Source organism: Rhodocytophaga aerolata (assembly GCF_030503435.1).
In the GTDB taxonomy this organism is placed as follows: domain Bacteria; phylum Bacteroidota; class Bacteroidia; order Cytophagales; family 172606-1; genus Rhodocytophaga; species Rhodocytophaga aerolata.
Genome location: NZ_JAUKPO010000002.1, coordinates 267,058 through 288,614, shown reverse-complemented (window position 1 = coordinate 288,614; position 21,557 = coordinate 267,058). Strand labels below are relative to the sequence as shown.

At 42.9% G+C, this 21,557-nt stretch carries 12 protein-coding genes; 6 read left to right on the top strand and 6 right to left on the bottom strand.

Annotation, left to right across the window (positions count from 1 at the left end; genetic code table 11):
- Nucleotides 1-36: 36 nt before the first annotated feature.
- Complete coding sequence (locus tag Q0590_RS05625; protein ID WP_302036517.1) at nucleotides 37-4,902, bottom strand: translocation/assembly module TamB domain-containing protein; 4,866 nt, start codon at nucleotides 4,900-4,902, stop codon at nucleotides 37-39.
- 110 nt (nucleotides 4,903-5,012) lie between these two features.
- Entirely contained in the window at nucleotides 5,013-5,411 is a 399-nt protein-coding gene (locus Q0590_RS05620; RefSeq protein ID WP_302036516.1) for a nuclease A inhibitor family protein, read from the bottom strand.
- Nucleotides 5,412-5,688: 277 nt separating this feature from the next.
- Between Q0590_RS05620 and Q0590_RS05615 the strand changes: the two genes are divergently transcribed.
- The 4 genes from Q0590_RS05615 to Q0590_RS05600 all read left to right on the top strand — a co-directional run bounded on the left by Q0590_RS05615 (nucleotide 5,689) and on the right by Q0590_RS05600 (nucleotide 10,376).
- The gene (locus tag Q0590_RS05615) at nucleotides 5,689-6,144 is read left to right on the top strand and encodes a peptidylprolyl isomerase (protein WP_302036515.1); all 456 of its coding nucleotides are present in this window, start codon (nucleotides 5,689-5,691) and stop codon (nucleotides 6,142-6,144) included.
- 224 nt (nucleotides 6,145-6,368) lie between these two features.
- Entirely contained in the window at nucleotides 6,369-7,952 is a 1,584-nt protein-coding gene (dnaB, locus tag Q0590_RS05610; RefSeq protein ID WP_378410397.1) for a replicative DNA helicase, read from the top strand.
- 150 nt (nucleotides 7,953-8,102) lie between these two features.
- Nucleotides 8,103-9,614 (top strand): sensor histidine kinase, encoded by a 1,512-nt coding sequence (locus tag Q0590_RS05605; RefSeq protein WP_302036514.1) that lies wholly within the window; start codon nucleotides 8,103-8,105, stop codon nucleotides 9,612-9,614.
- Between the two features lie 69 nt (nucleotides 9,615-9,683).
- Nucleotides 9,684-10,376: a LytR/AlgR family response regulator transcription factor gene (locus Q0590_RS05600; protein ID WP_302036513.1), complete on the top strand. Its 693-nt coding sequence runs from the start codon at nucleotides 9,684-9,686 to the stop codon at nucleotides 10,374-10,376.
- A gap of 42 nt (nucleotides 10,377-10,418) precedes the next feature.
- On the opposite strand, the gene Q0590_RS05595 is transcribed toward Q0590_RS05600, so the two are convergent.
- A complete protein-coding gene (locus Q0590_RS05595; RefSeq protein ID WP_302036512.1) occupies nucleotides 10,419-11,969 on the bottom strand; it encodes a glycoside hydrolase family 10-like protein in 1,551 nt (516 codons plus the stop codon).
- Nucleotides 11,970-12,288: 319 nt separating this feature from the next.
- Between Q0590_RS05595 and Q0590_RS05590 the strand changes: the two genes are divergently transcribed.
- Both Q0590_RS05590 and Q0590_RS05585 read left to right on the top strand, forming a co-directional pair.
- The gene (locus Q0590_RS05590; RefSeq protein WP_302036511.1) at nucleotides 12,289-13,731 is read left to right on the top strand and encodes a M16 family metallopeptidase; all 1,443 of its coding nucleotides are present in this window, start codon (nucleotides 12,289-12,291) and stop codon (nucleotides 13,729-13,731) included.
- Nucleotides 13,732-13,804: 73 nt separating this feature from the next.
- A complete protein-coding gene (locus Q0590_RS05585; RefSeq protein WP_302036510.1) occupies nucleotides 13,805-15,211 on the top strand; it encodes a M16 family metallopeptidase in 1,407 nt (468 codons plus the stop codon).
- Nucleotides 15,212-15,296: 85 nt separating this feature from the next.
- Here the strand turns inward: Q0590_RS05585 and Q0590_RS05580 are convergent, their stop codons facing one another.
- From Q0590_RS05580 to Q0590_RS05570, 3 genes are all read right to left on the bottom strand, one after another.
- Nucleotides 15,297-17,504 (bottom strand): TonB-dependent receptor plug domain-containing protein, encoded by a 2,208-nt coding sequence (locus Q0590_RS05580; RefSeq protein WP_302036509.1) that lies wholly within the window; start codon nucleotides 17,502-17,504, stop codon nucleotides 15,297-15,299.
- Between the two features lie 547 nt (nucleotides 17,505-18,051).
- Nucleotides 18,052-19,002 (bottom strand): nitrilase family protein, encoded by a 951-nt coding sequence (locus Q0590_RS05575; RefSeq protein ID WP_302036508.1) that lies wholly within the window; start codon nucleotides 19,000-19,002, stop codon nucleotides 18,052-18,054.
- A 139-nt stretch (nucleotides 19,003-19,141) separates the two neighbouring features.
- The gene (locus tag Q0590_RS05570; protein ID WP_302036507.1) at nucleotides 19,142-21,397 is read right to left on the bottom strand and encodes an FUSC family protein; all 2,256 of its coding nucleotides are present in this window, start codon (nucleotides 21,395-21,397) and stop codon (nucleotides 19,142-19,144) included.
- Nucleotides 21,398-21,557 lie beyond the last annotated feature (160 nt).

The following is a 21,557-nucleotide window of genomic DNA, read 5'->3' as shown; positions in this document are numbered from 1 at the left end:
TGCGTCTTTTAGTAATGGTTTGTTTACTGCGTTTGTTTACTGTTCATCTGGGTTGCCTTCTATACCTAATCTCTTTTTCTCTTTTGTCCGGCTCTTAAACAGGTACTTCCATTTGTTAAACCGCTTGCGGTGAATAAGAGAAAAACCAATCCTTTCACGGAACTCCATCTGCCCCAGCTGGTCTAGCTGGTTTGTACGGAAAAACCGCAGGTTTAAGTTTCCGGAGGGCAAAAGTCTGTATTCAGCTAGAAAATCGCCAATTACATTCCGGGCGCTATTGCTGGTAGACGCTGTACCGCCCACACCAATATTACCCCCAACAGATACACTTAGCCGGTCGTCAAACAGAGACTTTGATACATTTAAGCCAACATTCTTGTCTGTATAGCTGGAAGTGCCTTCCCGGGATTCTACGTTAACACTTACTTCCACGCCCAGGTAATCCTGTGCCAGGTTGTTAAGCTGTGAAGAGAGAAGGCCGCTAATACCTTTATCCACCTGTTCGTTCACCGTTTGTACAGTACCGCCTCCGCCTGAGCCGCCTGCCAATGGGTTGCTGTTAATCAGAAACCGGTTTAAGGCAATTAACGCCAGGGCTTGTTTATTCAACTCACTTTCGTCTTGACGGAACTGCTCCAACTGCTGCGATACAGCATCTGCTCCGGTGGTATTCCGGTTTTCAGGTACCCGGATATCAAAACTCACTTCCAGCCCCTCTAAGCCCCCTTCAATATTTGTTAGCACATGTACCAGCGCCATGCCTTCTTCATTCAGTTCTGCCAGGGAAGTTTCTACTTCGTAAATAGCTGTAATATCTAAACGTACCTGATCAACTGGGCCATTCATCGTAATGGTACTTCCCTCTTCTATATCGAATTTTTTTGTTACGGCACCAAGCAAGTTTAACAGATAACTTCCTTCTTTTATAACATACTCGCCAAAAATAAGCATATCGCCTTGTGGCGTCATGCGTATATCGAAAGCGCCATCTCCCAACGCCCGGATGTTGTCTTTACTTGCATCGCTGAGCAGAATATTTACCTCAGCCTCAGAGGTAACTTCGGCCCGCACGTCCATAGAAAACGTGGATGCTGACTTGGCAGGCTTTTCCTCAGGCTCTGTTTCTTCGCTTTGCTCAGCATCATTAGAAGAATTCAGATCGTTGACGCCTACAAACGTTACATAGGTAGCTCTATTGGCTTCGGCGGCTCCTTTGTTATAGCCAATTAAAAAGAGTTTGGTATCTTCCAGCGTACGTACCTGGCCAGTCATTACCATATTAGATAAGGGGCCTTGTATACGAAGATTGGTAGAAGCAAACGCTTGACCATAGAAGGTATCTCCAGTGCGGGTATTTACAAATTGAAAGCGGTCTGTTTTAAACGTTAGATCCATCCGTACGTTTTCCAGGTCGCTGTAATCTACCCAGCCGTTCAATACCGCCGGGCGCTTTTGCTCATCTGTAAAAGTGAAGTTATTGAGTTGTACGCCTTTTTCCTGAAAAGCAATTCGTTGGTTAATAATAGAAAAAGGTACTCCCAGCATGGTAGGGCGGATCATGGTGGAGTCGAATACCAGCTCGCCATTTACTGTAGGGTCGGATACGCTGCCGCGCACTTTAATATCGGCCGTTAGGCTGCCCTTCATTTCAGTAACAAAATCTTTAACAAAGGTGTTGAATTGCTCTAAGGTAATCTGGTTGATGTTTACATCCAGGCTCAGGTTATTGGTTTCTTCTGCCGGAAGGTAAGAACCAGCCATATTTATATCGTTCGACTGCCCTTTAATAGAAGCTTCCATACCAATTCCACCCTCTGCATTCCGGTCGGCTTCCAGAGCTACATGGCCTATGGCACTCTCTTCTACTTTCAATGTATCTATTTGTACCAGTGTTTCCAGAATAGGTGTGCCAAAAAGGTCGCTTACTTCGGCTTCTCCATAAATAATTCCCTTCAAACCTAAATCCTGCTGCCCGGCTAGCTCCAGCGCTTCTTCTATACTGATGTTTGCCAGCGATAAATGCAGCGCAGAACGGCCTCCGCCTACTTCACGGCTGTTGGCAGCAATCACCTGGTTATTCTGGCGCAGCATAAATTCATTAATCTGCAAATATTCAGGCGCATAAATTATCTGTCCGGTTTCAGAAAGTATCCAGCGTTTGTTTTTCAAATAAATATCGGACGGATCGAAATCCAGCAGGAAGGTATCTTGCTTAATCCGGAAGCGGCCATTGAGATTCATTCTGGACTCTGCATCTTCCGCAGCCAGCCGGAGGTTAAACCGCAGATCATCTTCTTCTACAGTACTGTTGATGCGGGGAGTAGGAATTATTAAACTATCACTTACTTTTATACTTTCGGCCCGTGCATCAAAATGCAGTTTATCTTCATCGGTACGTACATCCAGCAGGAAGGCATTAACCACCTGGTCGTTGAAAAAGACTTGGGGAATGCTGCCAAATAAGAGTAACTGACTGGTGCCACTGTTAAAATTGCCATTAATTGTAATAGGCTGCGGAATACGTAAGCCTTCTACCATTCCTTCTATAATATTCGGATTGGCAGGTATGGCCATTTCAAAATGCACCGACTGGTCGTTTTTCAGCTGTTCAGGGCCTACCTCATAGGTAGTGATGTATTTCTGGACAAATAAATTTAAAGCCAGGGGTAATTCTTCGAAGCTGAAACGGCCATTAACTTTGGCACTGAGAATATCTGACCGCACCTGAATATCCTTAAACTCTGGCGAATTATTTACAGCCACAATTAAAGAGTCCATGGTGAGAGCCCGGGTAGGTTGCTGCAATACCAGGTTGCTGATAATAGCATCTCCCACCATCTGATTGGGATCAGTTCCCTGAATGTCTGCTATAAGGCCAGTGCGGATGGTTAAGGTATCTTCAGTAAAGTTTAACGCATTAAGGTCTACTTCCAGGATGTCTGCCCGCACATTAAACCCTGGCTGTTTTTTACCCAGGTTGGCGATGGCTACAATACTTGCTTGCAAATTACGGTCTTCAGAAGTTAGTTTGCCTCGTACTATTTCGTTCAAATAACTGGCATTGAGCCGGATATTCTGATACGTATATTGATTGTACCGCAGGCTTCTAACATTTACTTGGGCATCATTTACATCTATTACCTCACCAGACCGTCTGCCATCTACCTGGGCTGTTAGGGATACTTTACCCAGATTGCTTGCTTTTCCTAATAGCTTTTCCAGATCTAGCTGATCTAAAGTAAGGTCAGCATCCAGCCAGTTGTTAGTAAAAGAGGTATCCGTACCTGCCCTAAACGTCATGTTGGCTCGCCCGGCAGCCGTTGCCAGACGTATATCGCCCTGCATGTTGCGCAGCATGCCATTCAGGGTAGAGCGTAGTTCAATATTGCCTAATTTGGTAAATTCAGGAGGTAATGTTCCGGCTGGCACAAATCCTTTTACAAAGTCGGGGCTGATTTGCAATGGCTGTATTCCCAGATCTATTCGCATCTCCGGCAGGTTATCGAAGTTATCGGCTTTGCCATTCAGCGTTACAAAATTGGCATTATTCATAGCTGCCCGTAAATTAGTAATCTGAGCAGAAGTGCCATTCAGCTGTAAGCCGCCATCCAGGAACAGGTGCTGACCGGCAAGAGCAGGGATAGTATCCAGGGCATTTGAAAAATAAGCCAGATCCTGCATGGCCAGAGAATCCTGGGCAAATTTGGCAGTTATCTGCAAGTTTTGGAGTAGATTATCTATGTCGTTAATAGATTCAAGCTTTACCATTAGGCCATCATCCAGTACAGAATTAGCTGTGCGGAATTTTTGTAAATCAGCCTGAATCATAGGCATATCTGCCTGGAAGTTGAGAGCAAACTCCTGCAAATCGAATCCGCTTTTTTCCTGAAAAGTTAACGCATTCACATCCAGGGTAAAGTCATTGGCGCCAGCTTTGATGTCGGCTATCTCCAGTAGGAGGTTGCGGATATCCATGTGGCTAAAGTCCATCCCTTTTTCTGCTACAGGTGCGCCTTTTACATCGTATTTAATGTTGGTGTTGCGGATAGTGAAGTTATTCACTGCTACCCTGTAACCGCTATCATTAAAGGGTGTATTGATGGAATCTTTCTGAGCCAGCTCATTTTGTAAGCTATCTCCTTCCACAGCTTTTGCTACTGAGCCAGCCAGGGTATCAAGTTTAGCAGTTTCGGCAGCCACCTCGGCTAGTGTATCAGCTTCTGGTTGCGGTTGTGCAAAAGCTACGTTCAGGCCATCTATGGTAATGTCGTTGATCTGTGGAAATTTGTCTTGCAACCCCAGCGTTTCTACATCAAGTTTGAAAGAGTTGAGTGCAAGATTCAGCTCGTTGCCTTCATACTTGTCGTCCATTACAAAGCGGACTTTCTCCAGATTTACCTCACTCAAATCAAAATCCCATGCTGAGGCCGTAGTATCCTGGGTGGTGGTGTCTGTAGAGGCGAAGGCTTCCGGGATAAAAGCAAAATTGTAGGTAGAATCGTTGGCTGGCCGGTTGATATGTATGTAGGCATTGTCCAGGCCAATATCATTTACATGAATGGTTTTCTTGAATAAAGAAAGTACACCCAAATTTACCCGCAGTTCATTGGCATATAAGAGCGTATCTTGCTTTTGATCTTCCAGATAAATACCTTCCAGGACAATGGTCTTAAAAAAATCAATATCTACCCGCTGAATACGAAAAGTCGTATTGAGTTTCGACGACAGGCTCTGCGTAACCTTTTTTACGGCAAATGTCTGAACCTGCGGTATTTGCAGGGCTCCCCATATCAAGAGAAAGAGAAGGATAATACCTAAGACAGTGAATCCTACTATCTTCCCTGCTTTACGTAATATGTTAGTTGCTTTGCTGATAATTATAACTTTTTGTAGTGGTAACAATAATTCTGTCGTGTATACGCAAGTTTTTATGAATTAGATACCTTTTGTAAAGACAAAATTATTGCACATTTCATAGGAGCAGCTACTTACAAGAGTGAGTCTGCATGGATTTATGTTTCCACAACTTTGGTAGAGAGGCCTGCGCATTTACCCTCGTTGGTTTTTCCTACGATGTAAGCATCTATTTCTATTTTACCCACTTTAAACACCCGCACATGAGTCAGATTGTTTTCGAGGACCTGCTGTAGTTTCCGGAATCGTTCGGCGGTAGCTTTTTCCTCTTCTCCATACCAGTCTTTTTCTTCGGTAACTTGTTTAAAAAAATCTTCCAGGCTTACTGATTTTACAGGCTCTTTTCCTGCTTTACCGGTTAGTTGCCTGATACGTTTTTTGGTGAGTTTTTCGTTTCCGGTTTCCCATTCTACATAGTCAAACGGGTAGTCGGATTCACTGGGGTATAACAAATCTTTGGAAGCATCCGTCAACAATTGCTTAATCTGGTTATCCATAGGGGGTTATAATTTTGAGGTAAAATACGTAAATAAATATTCTTTTGGTTAGCCCTCCCTTTTAATATTTTCTTTTAGCTTTGTATTCTTGCTGCTGAAAAATCTGGCTCGGTTAGCCTGTTTTCAAAGGTAGATTTTGCCTGCGGAAACAATAGAGTATACGAAATAAAAAAGAACATTTTATACATACAAACCTATACAGAACTAGCAAAATGGTGTAACCTAAGCAGTTGTTCATTTCACTAGTTCATTATAGCCATTACCATAATACTTACCTATGAAGACAGCTGAGATGCACACCGCAAAAGGCGTGATGAAGATTGTATTTTACGAAAAAGATGCGCCCAACACTGTACAAAACTTTGTAGACCTGGCCCAGAAGGGATTCTATGATGGTACCATTTTCCACCGGGTTATTCCTGACTTTGTAATCCAGGGAGGAGACCCCACCGGTACCGGACGAGGAGGCCCAGGCTATAAAATTAAGTGTGAACTAACGGGTGGCAATCAGTACCACGACAGAGGTGTATTATCTATGGCGCATGCCGGCCGGGATACTGGCGGCTCTCAATTCTTCATCTGCCATAGCCGTAGAAATACAGCCCACCTGGACCGCAACCATACCTGCTTTGGCAAAGTGGTGGAAGGCCTGGAGGTAATAGATCAGATCCGCCAGGGCGACAAGATTGAGAAAGTTATTGTCAAAGACGAAGAACCCGCAACTACCGCCTAATACTACATGCCCATGAAGTAGTTTGTGCTTTACGCTTACATAATCCAAACCCTGTAAAACTATGCGGGGTTTTTCTGTCTACAGCCAATGGTATGTACCTGGCAGGGCTTTGCCTATATGTTACGTACCATATACTAGGCAGTTTTTACGCAAAACTTCTATCAAAAATTTTTACTGTCCAGGAGACGTACTTTACCCTCCTATTTATTAGATTTATATACTCTATGGATATAGGTAACTCACAATTTAAAAAAGCTTTTTCCTCTACCGGGGGCCGTTTGGGAACCAACCGTTTACTGGATACCGGGATGGGTAAGCTGCCACCGCAGGCACTGGAGATAGAAGAAGCGGTGTTGGGTGCACTGATGATTGAAAAAGATGCCCTGACGAATGTAATTGACATTCTGAAGCCTGAAAGTTTTTATAAAGACTCCCATAAAGAAATTTACCGGGCTATTCTGGATTTGTTTTCTATGTCGGAGCCGGTAGATATCCTTACCGTTACGCAACGCTTGCGGAATACTGGTAAACTGGAAATGGCTGGCGGCCCCTTTTACATTACCGAATTAACCTCCCGGGTAAACTCTGCAGCGAATATTGAAGCCCACGCCCGTATTATCACCCAGCAGTCTATTAAGCGGGAGCTGATCTCTATTGCTTCTGAAATTCAGCGGGATGCCTATGAAGATACTACTGACGTATTTCAATTGCTAGACAAAACAGAGCAGAATCTTTTTACCATCTCTGAATCCAACATCCGGAAGAACTTTGCCGACATGCGTTCCTTAATGCAACAGGCGATAAAAGAACTGGAGTCTAAGAAAGACCACAAAGATGGCTTAACCGGTGTACCTACCGGTTTCAGTGCCCTGGACCGTGTTACTTCTGGCTGGCAACGTTCTGATTTAGTTATTCTGGCGGCTAGGCCTGGTATGGGCAAAACTGCCTTCGTTGTTTCCGCAATGCGGAATGCGGCGGTAGAGTTTGGGCATGCGGTGGCTATATTTTCCCTGGAGATGTCGTCTATTCAGCTGGTTAACCGTCTTATTTCGGCTGAAGCAGAACTGGAAAGTGAGAAAATTAAGAAAGGCAACCTGGCCCAATACGAATGGGAACAGTTACACTATAAGATACGCAACCTGGAAGCGGCTCCTATTTTTATTGACGATACGCCAGCTTTGTCTATTCTGGAACTACGCGCCAAATGCCGCCGCTTAAAAGCACAGCACGATATTCAACTGATTATTATAGATTACTTGCAGCTCATGTCCGGCGACTCTTCTGGCCGGGGCGGTGGCGGTAACCGGGAACAGGAAATTGCCTCTATCTCCCGGGCCTTGAAAAACCTGGCGAAAGAACTGGATGTGCCGGTAATTGCCCTCTCACAGCTGAGCCGGGCTGTAGAAACCAGAGGCGGGGAGAAAAAACCACAATTATCCGATTTACGGGAATCAGGGTCTATTGAGCAGGATGCGGATATGGTAATATTCTTGTACCGTCCGGAGTATTATGGTATCACCCAGGATGAGAGTGGCAACCCGACTACAAATATGGGGGAAGTAATTATAGCCAAGCACCGGAATGGTTCCCTGGATACCGTACAGTTGAAATTTATTGGCAAGTTTACGAAGTTTGGTGATTTAGATACAGGAAATATGTCGCCCTTTGGCAGTGCGGCTTTCCCGGATATGAATGCCATGCCTTCTGAATTTGAAACGCCTCCTGGCACTATTACCTTAGGCAGCCGGGCAAACCCGGGTTATACGCCTAAACTCAATAATCCGCCAGACGATACACCGCCCTTTTAAAAAGGTATTCTTTAAGAAAGACACCTCACAGGTTTCCAAAACCTGTGAGGTGTTTTCGTATTCACCCCATTTTTTTATGCATTCACCCCATTTCTTCCACAAGCTAAATATCTTAGAATAGTTTTGCTCAGGTAAAAGAATTGAAAAACTATGCAGGAGATACAAACAATTAGGCGTTTTGAACTAGCTTTTGTGCTTTTAGCAGCAAATGTACACGTAGCATGGCGGCTATATTTAGAAACTACCAATTTTAAAAGTATGAATGTGGCTCATGTGCAGGGCATAGAAGGCTATAATCAGATACTTAATAATTTTATTCCAGTTATAGCAGGCACCGTACTGCTATTAATGGCCTGGCATACTTTTCATTATATAGCCTATCCAAAGTTTACCTACGGAAAAAATATCCAAGAAGCTTTTGGGCTTACAGCTCTGGCGATTGTTTTTGTTATAGTTGGTGTTTGGCTGTTTTACTATTTTAAACTTTACATCCACAGATACGTCACTAACAATGTGTTTACACATGTAAGGGTATATTCCGAGTTCCGGAAAATGACTGTATTCAAAGATTCCATAGGCATAATAATTATTATGGGTATTTATGAGGTTTTTGCCCAAGTATATTATTATCTCCATCAGCACCTTGCTAAAGAAAATATCTCCCGTTTGTTAAGTTATTTTTTTATGGCGTGCTTAGGTACATTCTTAGTAATTGCTGCTTTTCTTGTACAGATTCCTGTACCTTTATGGCAAGGCGATACTTCGCGTTTACTGCTACTTGGTGGCATACTTTTACAAATCTATTTCCTTCAAAGTTACTTATATGAAATAATAATTCCTCTCGTAGAGAAACAGGATTTCGGCAGATTTACCTCACACATTACTATAGGTTTTTTACTTGCTATGATGAGTACATTTATCATTTGGGGTTGCTATAGAGAATTTAGGTGGATATTTACAGAACCTATTGCGATTATTAGTGCTTTCTCTTTGTTCTGTTCTGGTGTTATTGCTTATGTTCGTACTCTTTTATCTAGAGAAAAAAGGATTTTACAAACCCAGGTTTCCAGTACTTCTGCTGAACTGGCTAGCCTCCGTTCACAGATCAATCCGCATTTTTTATTCAATGCCCTGAACAGTTTGTATGCAACCGCGCTAAAGGAAAATAGTGATAAAACAGCCGATGGGATTCAGAAGCTAGGCGATATGATGCATTTCATGTTCCAGGAAAACAACCAGGACCGGATTCCGCTTAGTAAAGAAGTAGAATACCTGCACAACTACATTGCTATTCAACGAATGCGGATTGATGAGTCGCAGGGCGTAGAAATCCGGGTAAACATTCAGGAGCCTGGCAAAGAGATCTACATGGCTCCCATGCTGCTCAATCCATTTGTAGAAAATGCGTTTAAACATGGCATCAGCTTACAGAATCCTTCCTGGATATTTATTACCTTAACACTGGATGCTACTAAATTATATTTTAAAGTACACAATTCTTTGCATATGAAACGGGAAAACGATCCCGAACAGGATAAGTCTGGGGTAGGTTTGGCTAATGTAAAAAAACGCCTGGCCTTGATCTATCCAAACCGTCATACATTAGAGATTCAGCAGTCGGACAAAGACTTTTTTGTTGCCCTGACGTTGGTGTACTGGTAAACACAAAAAGTTACCGCCTCTTTCAGAAAAGCTGCTTACTGGAGTTAATAATCAAAAACAAAAAATTAGATGCTTACTGCTATTGCCATAGATGATGAGCCACAAGCCTTAGACGTAGTGCAGTTACATGCAGCGAAAGTGCCATTTCTGCAACTGGAAGCAAGTTTTACCAATGCCTTTGAAGCCATAAGTTATTTACAGGCCAATAAAGTGGATTTGATTTTTCTGGACATAAAAATGCCCGATATCTCTGGTATTGAGTTTATAACCTGTTTGTCACAAGTTCCTATGATCATTTTTACTACGGCCTACTCTCAATATGCGGTTAAGGGATTTGAACTGAATGCTATAGATTACCTGTTAAAGCCTTTTTCTCTGGTCCGATTCACCAAAGCCTGCAACAAAGCCCTTGAGCATAAACAACTCCGCAGCAAGGAACCCGAAAATTATATATTTATTAAAACAGGTTACGAGGAAGAGAAAGTATGGCTGGCAGACATTTGCTATGTGGAGGCAGAAGGCAATTACCTGACATTTATGCTGAAGGACAAACAGCTGCTAAGCCGCCAGACCATGACGGATATAGTAAAAGTATTACCTCCGGAAAAATTTATCCGCATCCATCGTTCGTATACCATAGCTATAGATAAGATTGAAAAACTCACCCGCCAGGAGGTGACTGTAGCTGGTAAAACTATCCCGGTAGGTGTTTCTTATGAGGAAAAGTTAGAAGAAATAAAGAGTAAACTTATCAAAAGGTGAGCATAGCAAGCCTTACAACTTTTCAAAAGCTGTGAGGCCTGCTTATTTTTCCACTATCAACTTCCTTCTGGCTTTTTTCTTCACCTGTTTATTGCCCATACTTTCATTATGCAGTCGGTCCAGAGCCGATACCACATATACATATTTTTTCCGTGGCTCTACAGTTGCATCGGTGAAGGTGGTTGTTTTCTGGCGGTGAATGGCTAAAATGTTTCTGGGGTCTTCAGTATTCAACTCCTGTTTTCGGTTAAAACGATAGATTACATAATAATAGGCGGTATCTCCATCAGTTGCTGGCGGAGGGGCCTGCCAGGTAAGGGTAAGGCCTCCTAAATGCCTTTTGGCTTGTAGTTTTTCTGGTGCCAGAGGTGTAAGGCTATCCCGCCAGGGCATGGTGGGAAGTAAAGCCGGATACCGGTAAAAATCTGTTTGCAGCGAATCAGCAATATGGTTGGGGTTACCCATAATAGACTTAGAACTAAAATATACACTTCCCTGTATCTGTGGATATTGCCGGTTCAAGCGGATTTGCCGCGGCATTTCAGATGGATGGAACCAGGTACTGTCGGCATTCTTATTAATTTTATATGGCCCGTGTCCCATGTACAAATGCCGCCCATACGTATTTTGCAGCCACCACTTGGTCAGCTTTTCGTAGTTCACCACTGTATACCCAGTACTGAAGTAATTTTGCGGCACTATATAATCCAGTATTCCTTGTTGCAGCCAGGCACGGGAATCGGCATACAGGTGGGTATAGGAAGTATTGCCAGCTCTGGTATCTGATCCCAGCGGATCGTCGGATGCATTACGCCAGACTCCGAACGGACTAATGCCAAATTTTATATGTGGTTTGGCCTGACGGATGCTGTCGTAGATCATTTTAATGAGCAGGTTTACGTTGTGCCGCCGCCAGTCGTCAATATTTGTAAAACCATTGGCATATTTTACAAAGGTGCTGTCATCGCGTAGGGTGTCGCCAGCTACCGGATAGGGATAGAAATAGTCGTCAAAGTGTACAGCATCAATATCATAATTCCGTACTACATCCAGAATAACGTGTACAATGTATTCCCGGACCTGAGGCAAGCCAGGGTCAAAAATCTTCTTTCCTCCATACGTTAATAGCCATTCGGGATGTTGCAGCGATACATGGGTAGGGGAAAGTTTACTGGCAATGGTATCAAAGGTGGCCCGGTAGGGGTTAAACCAGGCATGAAATTCCATACCCCGTTTGTGGCTTTCGTCTACCATAAATGCCAGCGGATCATAAGGTGGGTTTGGCTCCTGCCCTTGTTTGCCGGTAAGCCACTCTGACCAGGGTTCGTATTGACTCCGGTAAAACGCATCGGCTACCGGGCGTATCTGTACGACTACGGCATTCATGCCATTTTTCTGATGCGCATCTAGTATGGTGGTAAATTCCTGCTGCTGTACCACCGGCGATAACCCTTTACGGCTTGGCCAGTCAATATTCGCTACGGTGGCTATCCATACGCCCCGGAATTCCCGTTTGGGCGGCATGGACTGGGCTTGTAAAAGTACCGGGAAATAAGGTAAGAGAAGTAAAAACAGAAAAAGGCGGATAGTCATTTAAAGTTAGTCAACAAAGATATAGGCAAATATATCAGAAAGGCGCAAAATTATAGAAAGGCTTTTGTGCCAACCGGCTTGTCTGCAAATAAGATTTAGACCGTTCATTAAAAATGTGTTGTTCAGCAGCAATGGCCAGGTATTTTTGTAAACTGGTCCCAGAAATAATGTTAGAACCACTTATAACTTGAGTCAGGAAAATTAACCATCTAACAACCCTTCCCGCAGATTGGGTGATTTTCGAGAATAAACCTGCTATTATTTGGCAGACACATAAAAAATTATACATTTAGCAGAACCTTAACCAAAACAAACTTCTATGAAAACAACCCGAACTGCCCTTGCCTTGTGGAAAATACCAAAACTCGTAGGTGGTATTGTAATTCTATTGCTGTCTGCCTGCGCAAAAAATACCCCAACTACTTCCCAGGCCCCTGCTCAAGCTTCGCCTCAGGTAAAAGAAGAGATTGGATTCCGGGTGCCGGTAGACTATTACAAACTAGATAATGGTTTAAAAGTAGTTCTCTCCCGCGATACAACCAGCCCAACAGTAGTGGTAGCGGTATACTACAATATAGGTTTTAGAATAGAACCTAAAGATCGCACAGGTTTTGCTCACTTGTTCGAACATATGATGTTCCAGGGGTCCAATAATTTAGGTAAAATGGAGTTCATTCGCCTGGTACAACGAAATGGCGGTACCTTAAATGGGTCTACCCGGTTTGACTTTACCAACTATTTTGAGATTCTGCCTGCACACAAACTGGAAACAGCTCTTTGGGCAGAAGCCGACCGGATGAAAGGATTAGCTATTACGCAGGAAAACCTGACTAACCAGCAAGGCGTAGTAAAAAGTGAAGTACGGGTAAATGTGCTCAATCAACCGTATGGTGGATTTCCCTGGCTGGATATGCCGCAATATGCCAACGAGAACTGGTACAATGCCCATAATTTTTATGGGGACCTGAAAGATCTGGATGCAGCTACCCTGGAAGATGTAAAGAAGTTTTTTGATACCTATTATGCACCTAATAATGCCGCCATTGCCATTGTTGGCGATTTTAAGCCGGAAGAGGCAAAAGCCATGGTGCAGAAATATTTTTCAGGCATCAAACCCGCTACATTACCTGCTCAGCCAGATATTTCCGAACCTAAACAAGTAAAGGAAAAACGTTTTGTAAAAAAAGACTCGCTGGCGAATAAACCTGCCCTGGCTTTTGCCTATCACATGCCTCCACGCAATACCCCGGAATATTATGCCATGGGCTTAATAGACCAGATTTTGCTGCAGGGCGACGACAGCAAATTGTACCAGACGCTGGTTCAGAAAAAGGGCTACACGGGCTCCGTTTCCGGAGGTATTAATTACCTGGGCAATATGTTTAATTACAATGGCCCCATGCTATGGATGGGCAATTTAATTCATGATAGCACTGTACCGGCTGATTCTATTGTTACTGTTTTAGATAAGGCAGTTGCTGATCTGAAAAACCAGGGAGTAGACCAGGCTACCATTGACCGGGCACTGGTAAAAATACGGTCTAGTTTGTATGATAATTTAGTAGGATTTTATGGCTTTGGCCGGGCAGATCTGCTTGCCAGCTTTGCTTTATTCGATGACAATCCTGCCCGGATTAATGATCTGGAAGCAGAGTTTAAGAAAGTAACACCGGCTTTGATTAAAAAAACAGCCGAAGAGTACTTGCAGCCAACCAACCGTACTATCTTAACTGTAGATCCTTTAGCTCCTCAAACAAAATAACCACCAATGGCCTATGGTTTTATCAACTGATACGATATAATGAACAGGCCATTCACAACTAACGCCTATTTCTATGAAACGAATCCTATATTCTCTCCTCAGTATATATTGTGTATTGCTTGGCACACATGCACAGGCACAAAAAGAAACGCCTCCGGAAGGCAGCGAACCTAAAGATTTTAAGCTTCCTGCTAAAAAAGAAGTTACCTTAGATAATGGATTAAAAACAACCATGGTGCCTTATGGAGCCGTGCCAAAGGTAACTGTAAGCCTGCATGTGCAAACAGGCAATGTACACGAAAAAGCCAATGAAGTATGGCTGGCAGATTTAACAGGGAATTTGATGAAAGAAGGCACCACTTCAAAAACGGCGCAAACTATTTCTGAAGAAGTGGCCAGAATGGGTGGAGAACTAAGCATTTCAGTTAGCCCTAATTCTACCATTATCGGTGGTTCTGTACTGGCAGAATATGCACCCAACCTGATAAAATTATTCGCCGATATTGTACAGCATCCAGCCTTTCCGGCTTCTGAAGTAGACCGCCTGAAAAATGACCTGCTGCGTCAGTTAAAAATTCAGCAGTCGCAGCCACAAGCCCAGGCACAGGCTAAGTTTGCTGCCGCCATGTATCCTGACCATCCGTACGGCCGCTTCTTTCCTACTGAGGAGATGATTAATTCCTATGACGCCGCTAAAATAAAAGACTTTTATGAGCAAAACTTCGGGGCGCAACGGTCTAATTTATACGTGGTAGGAAAGTTTGATGAAGAAGCTGTAGCTAAAGCCGTAAAAGAAGCTTTTAATGGATGGAAAAAAGGTCCGGAACGGAATATACCGCTAGCCAAGCCAGCCACTAAGCCAGATGTATTAACTATCGACAGGCCGAATGCTCCACAATCTACCATTATTGTAGGTTTGCCGGTTATTGATCCATCTAACAAAGACTATCTGGCACTTTCGTTAATGAACGATCTGCTGGGTGGTTCTTTTGGTTCCCGCATTACCAGCAATATCCGGGAAAATAAAGGCTATACTTATTCTCCCTATAGTACTGTGGCCAACCGCTACCGTACCTCTACCTGGGCAGAACAGGCCGACGTAACCACCGAACACACCGAAGCCTCATTGAAAGAGATATTTTATGAGATTAATAAGCTACAAGCAGAGCCGCCATCCAAAGAAGAGTTACAGGGAATTCAAAATTACAAAGCCGGTATTTTTGTGTTGCAGAATTCTTCGCACGGAGGCATTATTAATCAGCTGGCTTTTTTAGAATTACATGGGCTGGATGAAAGCTACCTGACCAATTATGTAAAAAACATTTATGCTATTACGCCGGAGAAAGTACAGGAAATGGCACAGAAGTACATCCGCAAAGAAGACATGACCCTGGTAGTGGTAGGCGACAAAAAGAAAGTAGACGACCAGGTAAAGAAATTCTCAGCCGAAGTAAATAAAGCACAAAGTACAAAGAACTAATGTGCTGTTGTTATCTTTCCAGGTAAGCCATATAAAAAAGCCGCTGGTGCACACCAGCGGCTTTTTCAGTAGAGTTGTTAAAAGTTTAAAATTCAAAGGTAAGTCCGCCTAAAACACTTGCTCCGATTTTATCTGCCCGGTAAAATTCTCTGGAGCCATTGCTGGTTAGGTTTCTTCCGGTTAAAAATACATCCAGCCGCTTCACCGGGCTGTAGGATACTTTTGCACTGGAAATAAATTTAGCCCCAATCACATCTACGCCTCTTACTCCATCAGCAAACTTGAGATTTTCTCTGTGATAAAAGGTTTGAGCAGAGAAATAATATCCGTTCAAATTGATGTTCCATTTTGGATGCACCTGATAATTAAGGTAAGCACCACCATATACAGTGGGGGTTCCTTTGTGTGCAGTAGCTGTGCCAATACCCGAATTCACATTAGTTGTCTGGCTAAACTCAGGTGTGTTATAAGAGGAAGAATAATCCTTTAATTTCGTTTCCTGTAGGGTAACAAAAGGTTTTACCTGTATTTTATTAATTACATAATTAGCTGAAACCGTTACTCCATGCTGTCTGACCATCATTGGCAAATTATAAATAGAAATATCTGTTTTAATGGATTCTCCGGGTGTGAATACACTTTTATCCTGAACAAATTCAGCATAGTTTCTGGTAAGAGTCCTGAATACCTCCACATCCAGTTGCAGATTGGTAGCTGCTTTTACCCGGTAACCGGCTTCTGTCATTTCAGAGGTAACCAGTTTTAAGTCTCTGCTGCCATGCACATGGGTTTCGGTAGGGATAAATACATTAGGTGCCACCTGGGCTTGTCCAATAAATGTTTTGTCTAAATACGTATCATAAATGAACGGAGATCTATTTGCACGGGACTGTACAAGTCTAAATAAGTGCTTATCATTCAGTTTATAGTTAGCAGCTATCTGGTAAGAAGCATACAATTTATCGGGGTAATTAAACTTATCTGCCCGGATACTGCCAATTAGCCGCAGTTTGTCTTTCAGCAAGGTATAATCTCCTCTCATAGAGGCCGCGTAGGTAATTACTTCGCCTTTGCCACTAATTAATCCCTGATTACTTTCAACATCCCAGTATTTTCTATCATCATAAACTGCTTTCCGGTACGTTAAGCCCGGTTTTAACGAAAGCTTCTTGATAGAAAACCCATATTCCATATAGGCATCGAGTGTGTTAAAGTCGTATTTAGCGCCTACGCCTCCTGCTACCGGGTTCTGTGTGCCATCTGTATAAGAGAATTGTCCGGTTAATCCATATGCATTCACTTTCAGATCAGCATATTTGGTAGTAGACATGACTGTAGATAAAGGCGTATTCAGGTTTTCGGCATAAGCACTTTGTACGTGCGAATTCTGCAATCCTGTGGTTACATTCACCTGCACTTCCTTAGCCGGCTGGTACCCAACAAAAGCATTTACTGCGTGTTTATTCATAGAAACAGCCGGATGCGGATACCGTTCTTGCGAATTTACCAGGTACGATTGTTCTTGCCCGGTAGCAGAAGAGTTGTATAAGGAGTCGGGCATGGATACATACCGGTTATCATAGATGCGGTAATACGATACTTCCTCGCGTTCTCTTTTCTGGAAATTTCCGCTCATTCCCATAGTAAACATATTTGCTTTCTGATAACCAACCGAAGCATTTGCTATAGCTGTGCGGTTAGTGCCATATTGGGTATTGGCTAGCGCATATACGCCTTCTTTCGTCGGCTTTCTGGTTATAATATGGATCACACCAGACACCGAATTGGGGCCATACATGGATGCGGCCGGGCCTCTCACTACTTCTATCCGCTCTACATCATTCAGATCAATGGGAAGGGTTTCCCATAAGGTGCCGCCTTGCAGATAATTATACACTGGCCGGTTGTCTATCATAACCAGGGTAGTGGTATTCGCAGAGTTTACCATTACGCTGTTTGGGGGTACATTATCCAGGCCCCTCACATGCACATCAAAATTGCCATTTGTCTGCTCACGTACGATTAAACCAGGAATCAGGCGAAAGGCTTCCATGATAGAAGTGGCGCCTGATCTTTTTATTTCTTCCTTCGTTAAAACAGAGGCTGATAAGGGAGCATCAAATAAACCTTCGGCTTTTTTGGAGGCAGAGACAATCTCCACATTCATTAATTCTTCCAAGGAGAGATCAATTAGATCTTCAACCTCTTTTTCTTTAGGCTTTTCCTGCGCCTGTACTTGAAAACTGCTGTAGGTAAACGAAACCACCAGTAGTGCTGTTAATAATTGTTTCATAGGTAAAAAAATCAACGTAAATCGATTTCAATACTACTATGAAATATAGGCTTGCTACGCTGAGAATGGGCCAATACGTAGCTGATGTAAGGTAAAGGACTATTATCTTATTGCTACTCATGTTCTAATAATAGAAGCTGGATACATTGAGCCTAAAAAGCAAACTAGTTTTAAGAATATATCCGGTTGAATCATTCCCATTACCCTAGCCGTTTCCCTTTATTTAATATATTAAAGTAAGTAACAAACAAATAAGTTGAGGTAAGAAAACATAAATAACGTATCTGAAAATAAATTAATTACAAATGGATTATGGACCAGTAGCCGCCATAGACCCATGCTCTAAAAAATAGATAAAAGAATAGATTGTGTATAAAATTGAATAAAAATTTTGGCTTACTCTAGCCCGTACCTTCAGCCATTGTATGCTGTTAGTATACCTACATTTTTGGCTCACCTGTATGTAATAGGTGAAGAGATAAATTGCACATATACCCGAAAGGATTAAAAAAGTACAAGCAGTTGATCAATAAAAAGATTTACATACCTATTTTTTATCCTGCAACCATACTGGCTTAGTAACTGGTGTATGCGCCTGGCCTAAAATATCTTTGTACAAATCCGGGCGGCGGGCATTCCGGTAGCGGTAACCCCCTGCCAGCGTCAGTTTATCGGAAGTACACAAGCCTATGGCTATATCGTCTTCAAAGCTTTTCAATTCAGCAATTACTTCTCCATAAGGATCTATAATCAGGGGATTTCCATTCTTCAGTTGCTCGGCATCCATGCCAATAGGGTTACTGAAAACAATATAAATGCCATTATCGTAGGCGCGGGCAGGCAACCAGCGGTTGAGCCATCGCATACCTTTTGGTCCATCAAACTCCAAGCGCAAAGAGACCGGATCTTTCTCCCGGTTCTCCCAAAGTTTAGGGTCGACAAAGCCCCGGCCAGGCATAGGTGAAGGGGTGCACATGGTTACATGCGGAGCAAACAGAATTTCCGCGCCTAATAGGGTAGTAGCCCGTACGTTTTCAATTACGTTGTTGTCGTAGCAGATGAGCATGCCGCATTTCCAGCCCAGCAGGTCGAAAACTACATACTCATTACCAGGAGAAATATGTTTATTAATAAAGGGATGGAGCTTACGGAATTTAGCAATAAAGCCATTTTTGTCTACACATACATAGGCTTTATAAATTTTTTCACCTTCTTTTTCCAGAATACCAGCCAGCACAGCAATGTCATACTTCCTGGCAATGTCTATCAGCTTTTCTGTACTTTCACCATCGGGTACATTTTCAGCTAATGCATATAACTGCTCATAATCCAGGTCTTTCAGAAAAGTGTAGCCCGTTACAGATTGTTCATGAAAACTTATCACCTGGGCACCTTTCTCCTTGGCCCGTTTAGCTAGTTTCTCAATGACAGATAAATTATATGCTTTGTCGCCGCTTGCATTCTCAAACTGTGCAGCAGCAATTCTGATTTCTCTCATAGGGATTCTATTAAGTACTTTCGTCAATATCAGTCTCTAAAATTGAAAAATATTTGTTGACATACAAGCCTAGGCCGCCTATTTATTGTCTGTAATTAAGTTGCGTTACCTGATAGCCTTTACATAATCCAACTCATTCTTAAGGTTGAACAACAGGGGTAGTACTGGCAGTGCTTGAAGCTTTAACATCCGTTTCCTGATCCATCAGGTTCATCATAGAGCCGAGTTCATGGGCTATTTTATCCAGTAGGGAAAAAATCAGTTCATAATTAAGCACCATTTCTTCTAACTGATTAGACTTCTGGTTGCTGTGGTGGAGTATCTGCTCAATTTCTTTTATCTCTACATTCATACGTCCCAGAATGGCTTCCAGATCGGGCTTATGCAGCACAGGTTTATTCTGGGCTATATCCGTACTTAGTTCATCCATTACCTTGGTTAACTCTTGAATGATGCTAACCGCTTCGGTATAGTCAAAATCTGCTTTTAAGCTGGGTAAAAATGCCGCAAAAGAAGTTAGTTCTTTAGTTAAGCGGTTATTATAATAGGCTAGTTTCTGGGCATTTTTTACTCTGTCGCGTATACTGTCTGGTTCCTGTGCTAGCCGTTTTACTGTATCAAGCAAATTAATGTTTTCTGCCTCTGCTTTCCGCTGGTCGGAAACTACTCTGGCATGAAAGCCTGTTTTATCCTGCAATTCATGGCCAATCTGCCAAAGATAATCTCTGTTTGCTTTTAAGGCTTTTGCCATCCGGGCAGGAAATTGCATACTTTCCCAGCTAGGCCATAATACATACGCTGCCAGAATAGACAACATTCCACCAATAAGAGTTGCCAGCAAGCGGTAGGCGGCAATTTGCCAGCCTACAAACTCAGATACTTCCAGTATACCTACCAGCATGATAGTAACAAACACCACGGCTAACCTATAGTTTTTTGCTTGCAGGTATACAAAGAAAAAGGCACACACCGAAATAGCTATTATCAGCAGGGAGAAATGCAAATGGTAAATCAGTAATAACGTACCTAGTATTACGCCTGCCATTGTACCGAGCAGCCGGTCCTGGGTTCTTTCTTTGGTGGTACTGAAGTCGGGCTGTAGCAGCACCATAATCGTTAATACTATCCACTGGCCTCTTGGCAGATCTAGGGTATAATATAAAGTAAGGCCTACTACTGTTACAATAGCTACCCGCTGGCTATGTTTTAGCAACATAGCGTTGGGTTGAAGCTTGAACTGCATCTTCTGCCACCATTTCCGGAAGTTAAACTTAAGAATTAAAGCCTGTGTACGCTGTCTGGTTACTTGTTTGGTTTGTATGCGGTTTAGCAATGTATACACTATATCTAAGTAACCTACAGCAGATTCCATGAGGGAAATAATATGCTGTATTGCTAACCGGGCAGGAGTATTTAATACAGCAGCATCTGCCTGCTCATGCAATATAACCACCTGGACTTTGGCCTCAGCAATACTATCTTGCAGCGGCTGAAGCTTTTTCTTTTTCTGGGTTATGACTGCGTCTGCGATCAATTTTGCTGCCTTACTCAAGTTACCAGCAATTTTTTCAACAGAGGTCATTAAGTTCAGACTGCGTATATCGGCAGGCATATTTGCCAGTTCTTCGCGTAGGGCAGCAGTGGTAGCTCCGAAGCGGTAAGCTTCTCTAGTAATTTTAAGTAGATCTCTGCGAATAGCGGTTAATCCATTCATATGTCTTTTTGATAAGGAAAGCACCGTATTCACAGCTACACGCAGCATATTCACTCTTTTAGTAAAATCATCATCTTCCTCAGCTTCAATGAACGTATGGGTAGCAATTGCTTGCATTAAACTGCTGCAAATTTCCCATGGATGGGCTATTTTGAGCAGCAGCGGCAGGTTAGGGCTGAATGGCCAGTAAAAAAGTAAAAGAAATGCAGCCCAGGTGCCTCCAATATATACCAGGCTCATCCGTTCAAAAGCGGTAATTAGATCGTTAGGAGCACGCAAAGAGAACAAAAATAAGATAACAGCACAAATACCCAGTGTTTGCCCATAATCTCCCAAGCCTCTGGCCAGGGAAGCCAGAAAAGCGACCAGTGCCATAAAGAGTGCAGCTGTTACCAAATAGCTTCCGGCAAGTGTACCAATAAAAGCGGCAATGCCAATACAGAGTGTCCCCGTAAAGATAATAAGCGCCCTTTGCGGATATGTGCCTTGCCATCTAGCCGAAGTTAATAGTTGAGCCGTTAACCCGACAAACACACCTAATAGAGGTTTCCCTACCAAATGGCTAATGGTAATGGGCATAATTAAGGCTACCGTTACCAGCAAAGCCCGGCTGGTGTCGGGTTCAAAAGATTCCTGCCTGATAAATACTTTAATTCTGGAAATGAGCTTGCTAAAGTTCATAGGGATTAGTACGGGAAGCCTACCATTTTCGCCAGGCATATGATTAAAATAATGAGGAACTAAATTTATCCCGCAGAGTTAACTAGGGTATAAAAATAAACATCTCCTACGTATAGTTCTGCGCTAGCAGCTATATTTTTATTACCAGAACTTTCACCCG

Coding starts and splice junctions, on each gene's coding strand:
- dnaB (WP_378410397.1), top strand. CDS start 6,369: ATGGATATAGGTAACTCACAATTTAAAAAAGCTTTTTCCTCTACCGGG.
- Q0590_RS05575 (WP_302036508.1), bottom strand. CDS start 19,002: ATGAGAGAAATCAGAATTGCTGCTGCACAGTTTGAGAATGCAAGCGGC.
- Q0590_RS05605 (WP_302036514.1), top strand. CDS start 8,103: ATGCAGGAGATACAAACAATTAGGCGTTTTGAACTAGCTTTTGTGCTT.
- Q0590_RS05595 (WP_302036512.1), bottom strand. CDS start 11,969: ATGACTATCCGCCTTTTTCTGTTTTTACTTCTCTTACCTTATTTCCCG.
- Q0590_RS05590 (WP_302036511.1), top strand. CDS start 12,289: ATGAAAACAACCCGAACTGCCCTTGCCTTGTGGAAAATACCAAAACTC.
- Q0590_RS05580 (WP_302036509.1), bottom strand. CDS start 17,504: ATGAAACAATTATTAACAGCACTACTGGTGGTTTCGTTTACCTACAGC.
- Q0590_RS05570 (WP_302036507.1), bottom strand. CDS start 21,397: ATGAACTTTAGCAAGCTCATTTCCAGAATTAAAGTATTTATCAGGCAG.
- Q0590_RS05620 (WP_302036516.1), bottom strand. CDS start 5,411: ATGGATAACCAGATTAAGCAATTGTTGACGGATGCTTCCAAAGATTTG.
- Q0590_RS05600 (WP_302036513.1), top strand. CDS start 9,684: ATGCTTACTGCTATTGCCATAGATGATGAGCCACAAGCCTTAGACGTA.
- Q0590_RS05615 (WP_302036515.1), top strand. CDS start 5,689: ATGAAGACAGCTGAGATGCACACCGCAAAAGGCGTGATGAAGATTGTA.
- Q0590_RS05585 (WP_302036510.1), top strand. CDS start 13,805: ATGAAACGAATCCTATATTCTCTCCTCAGTATATATTGTGTATTGCTT.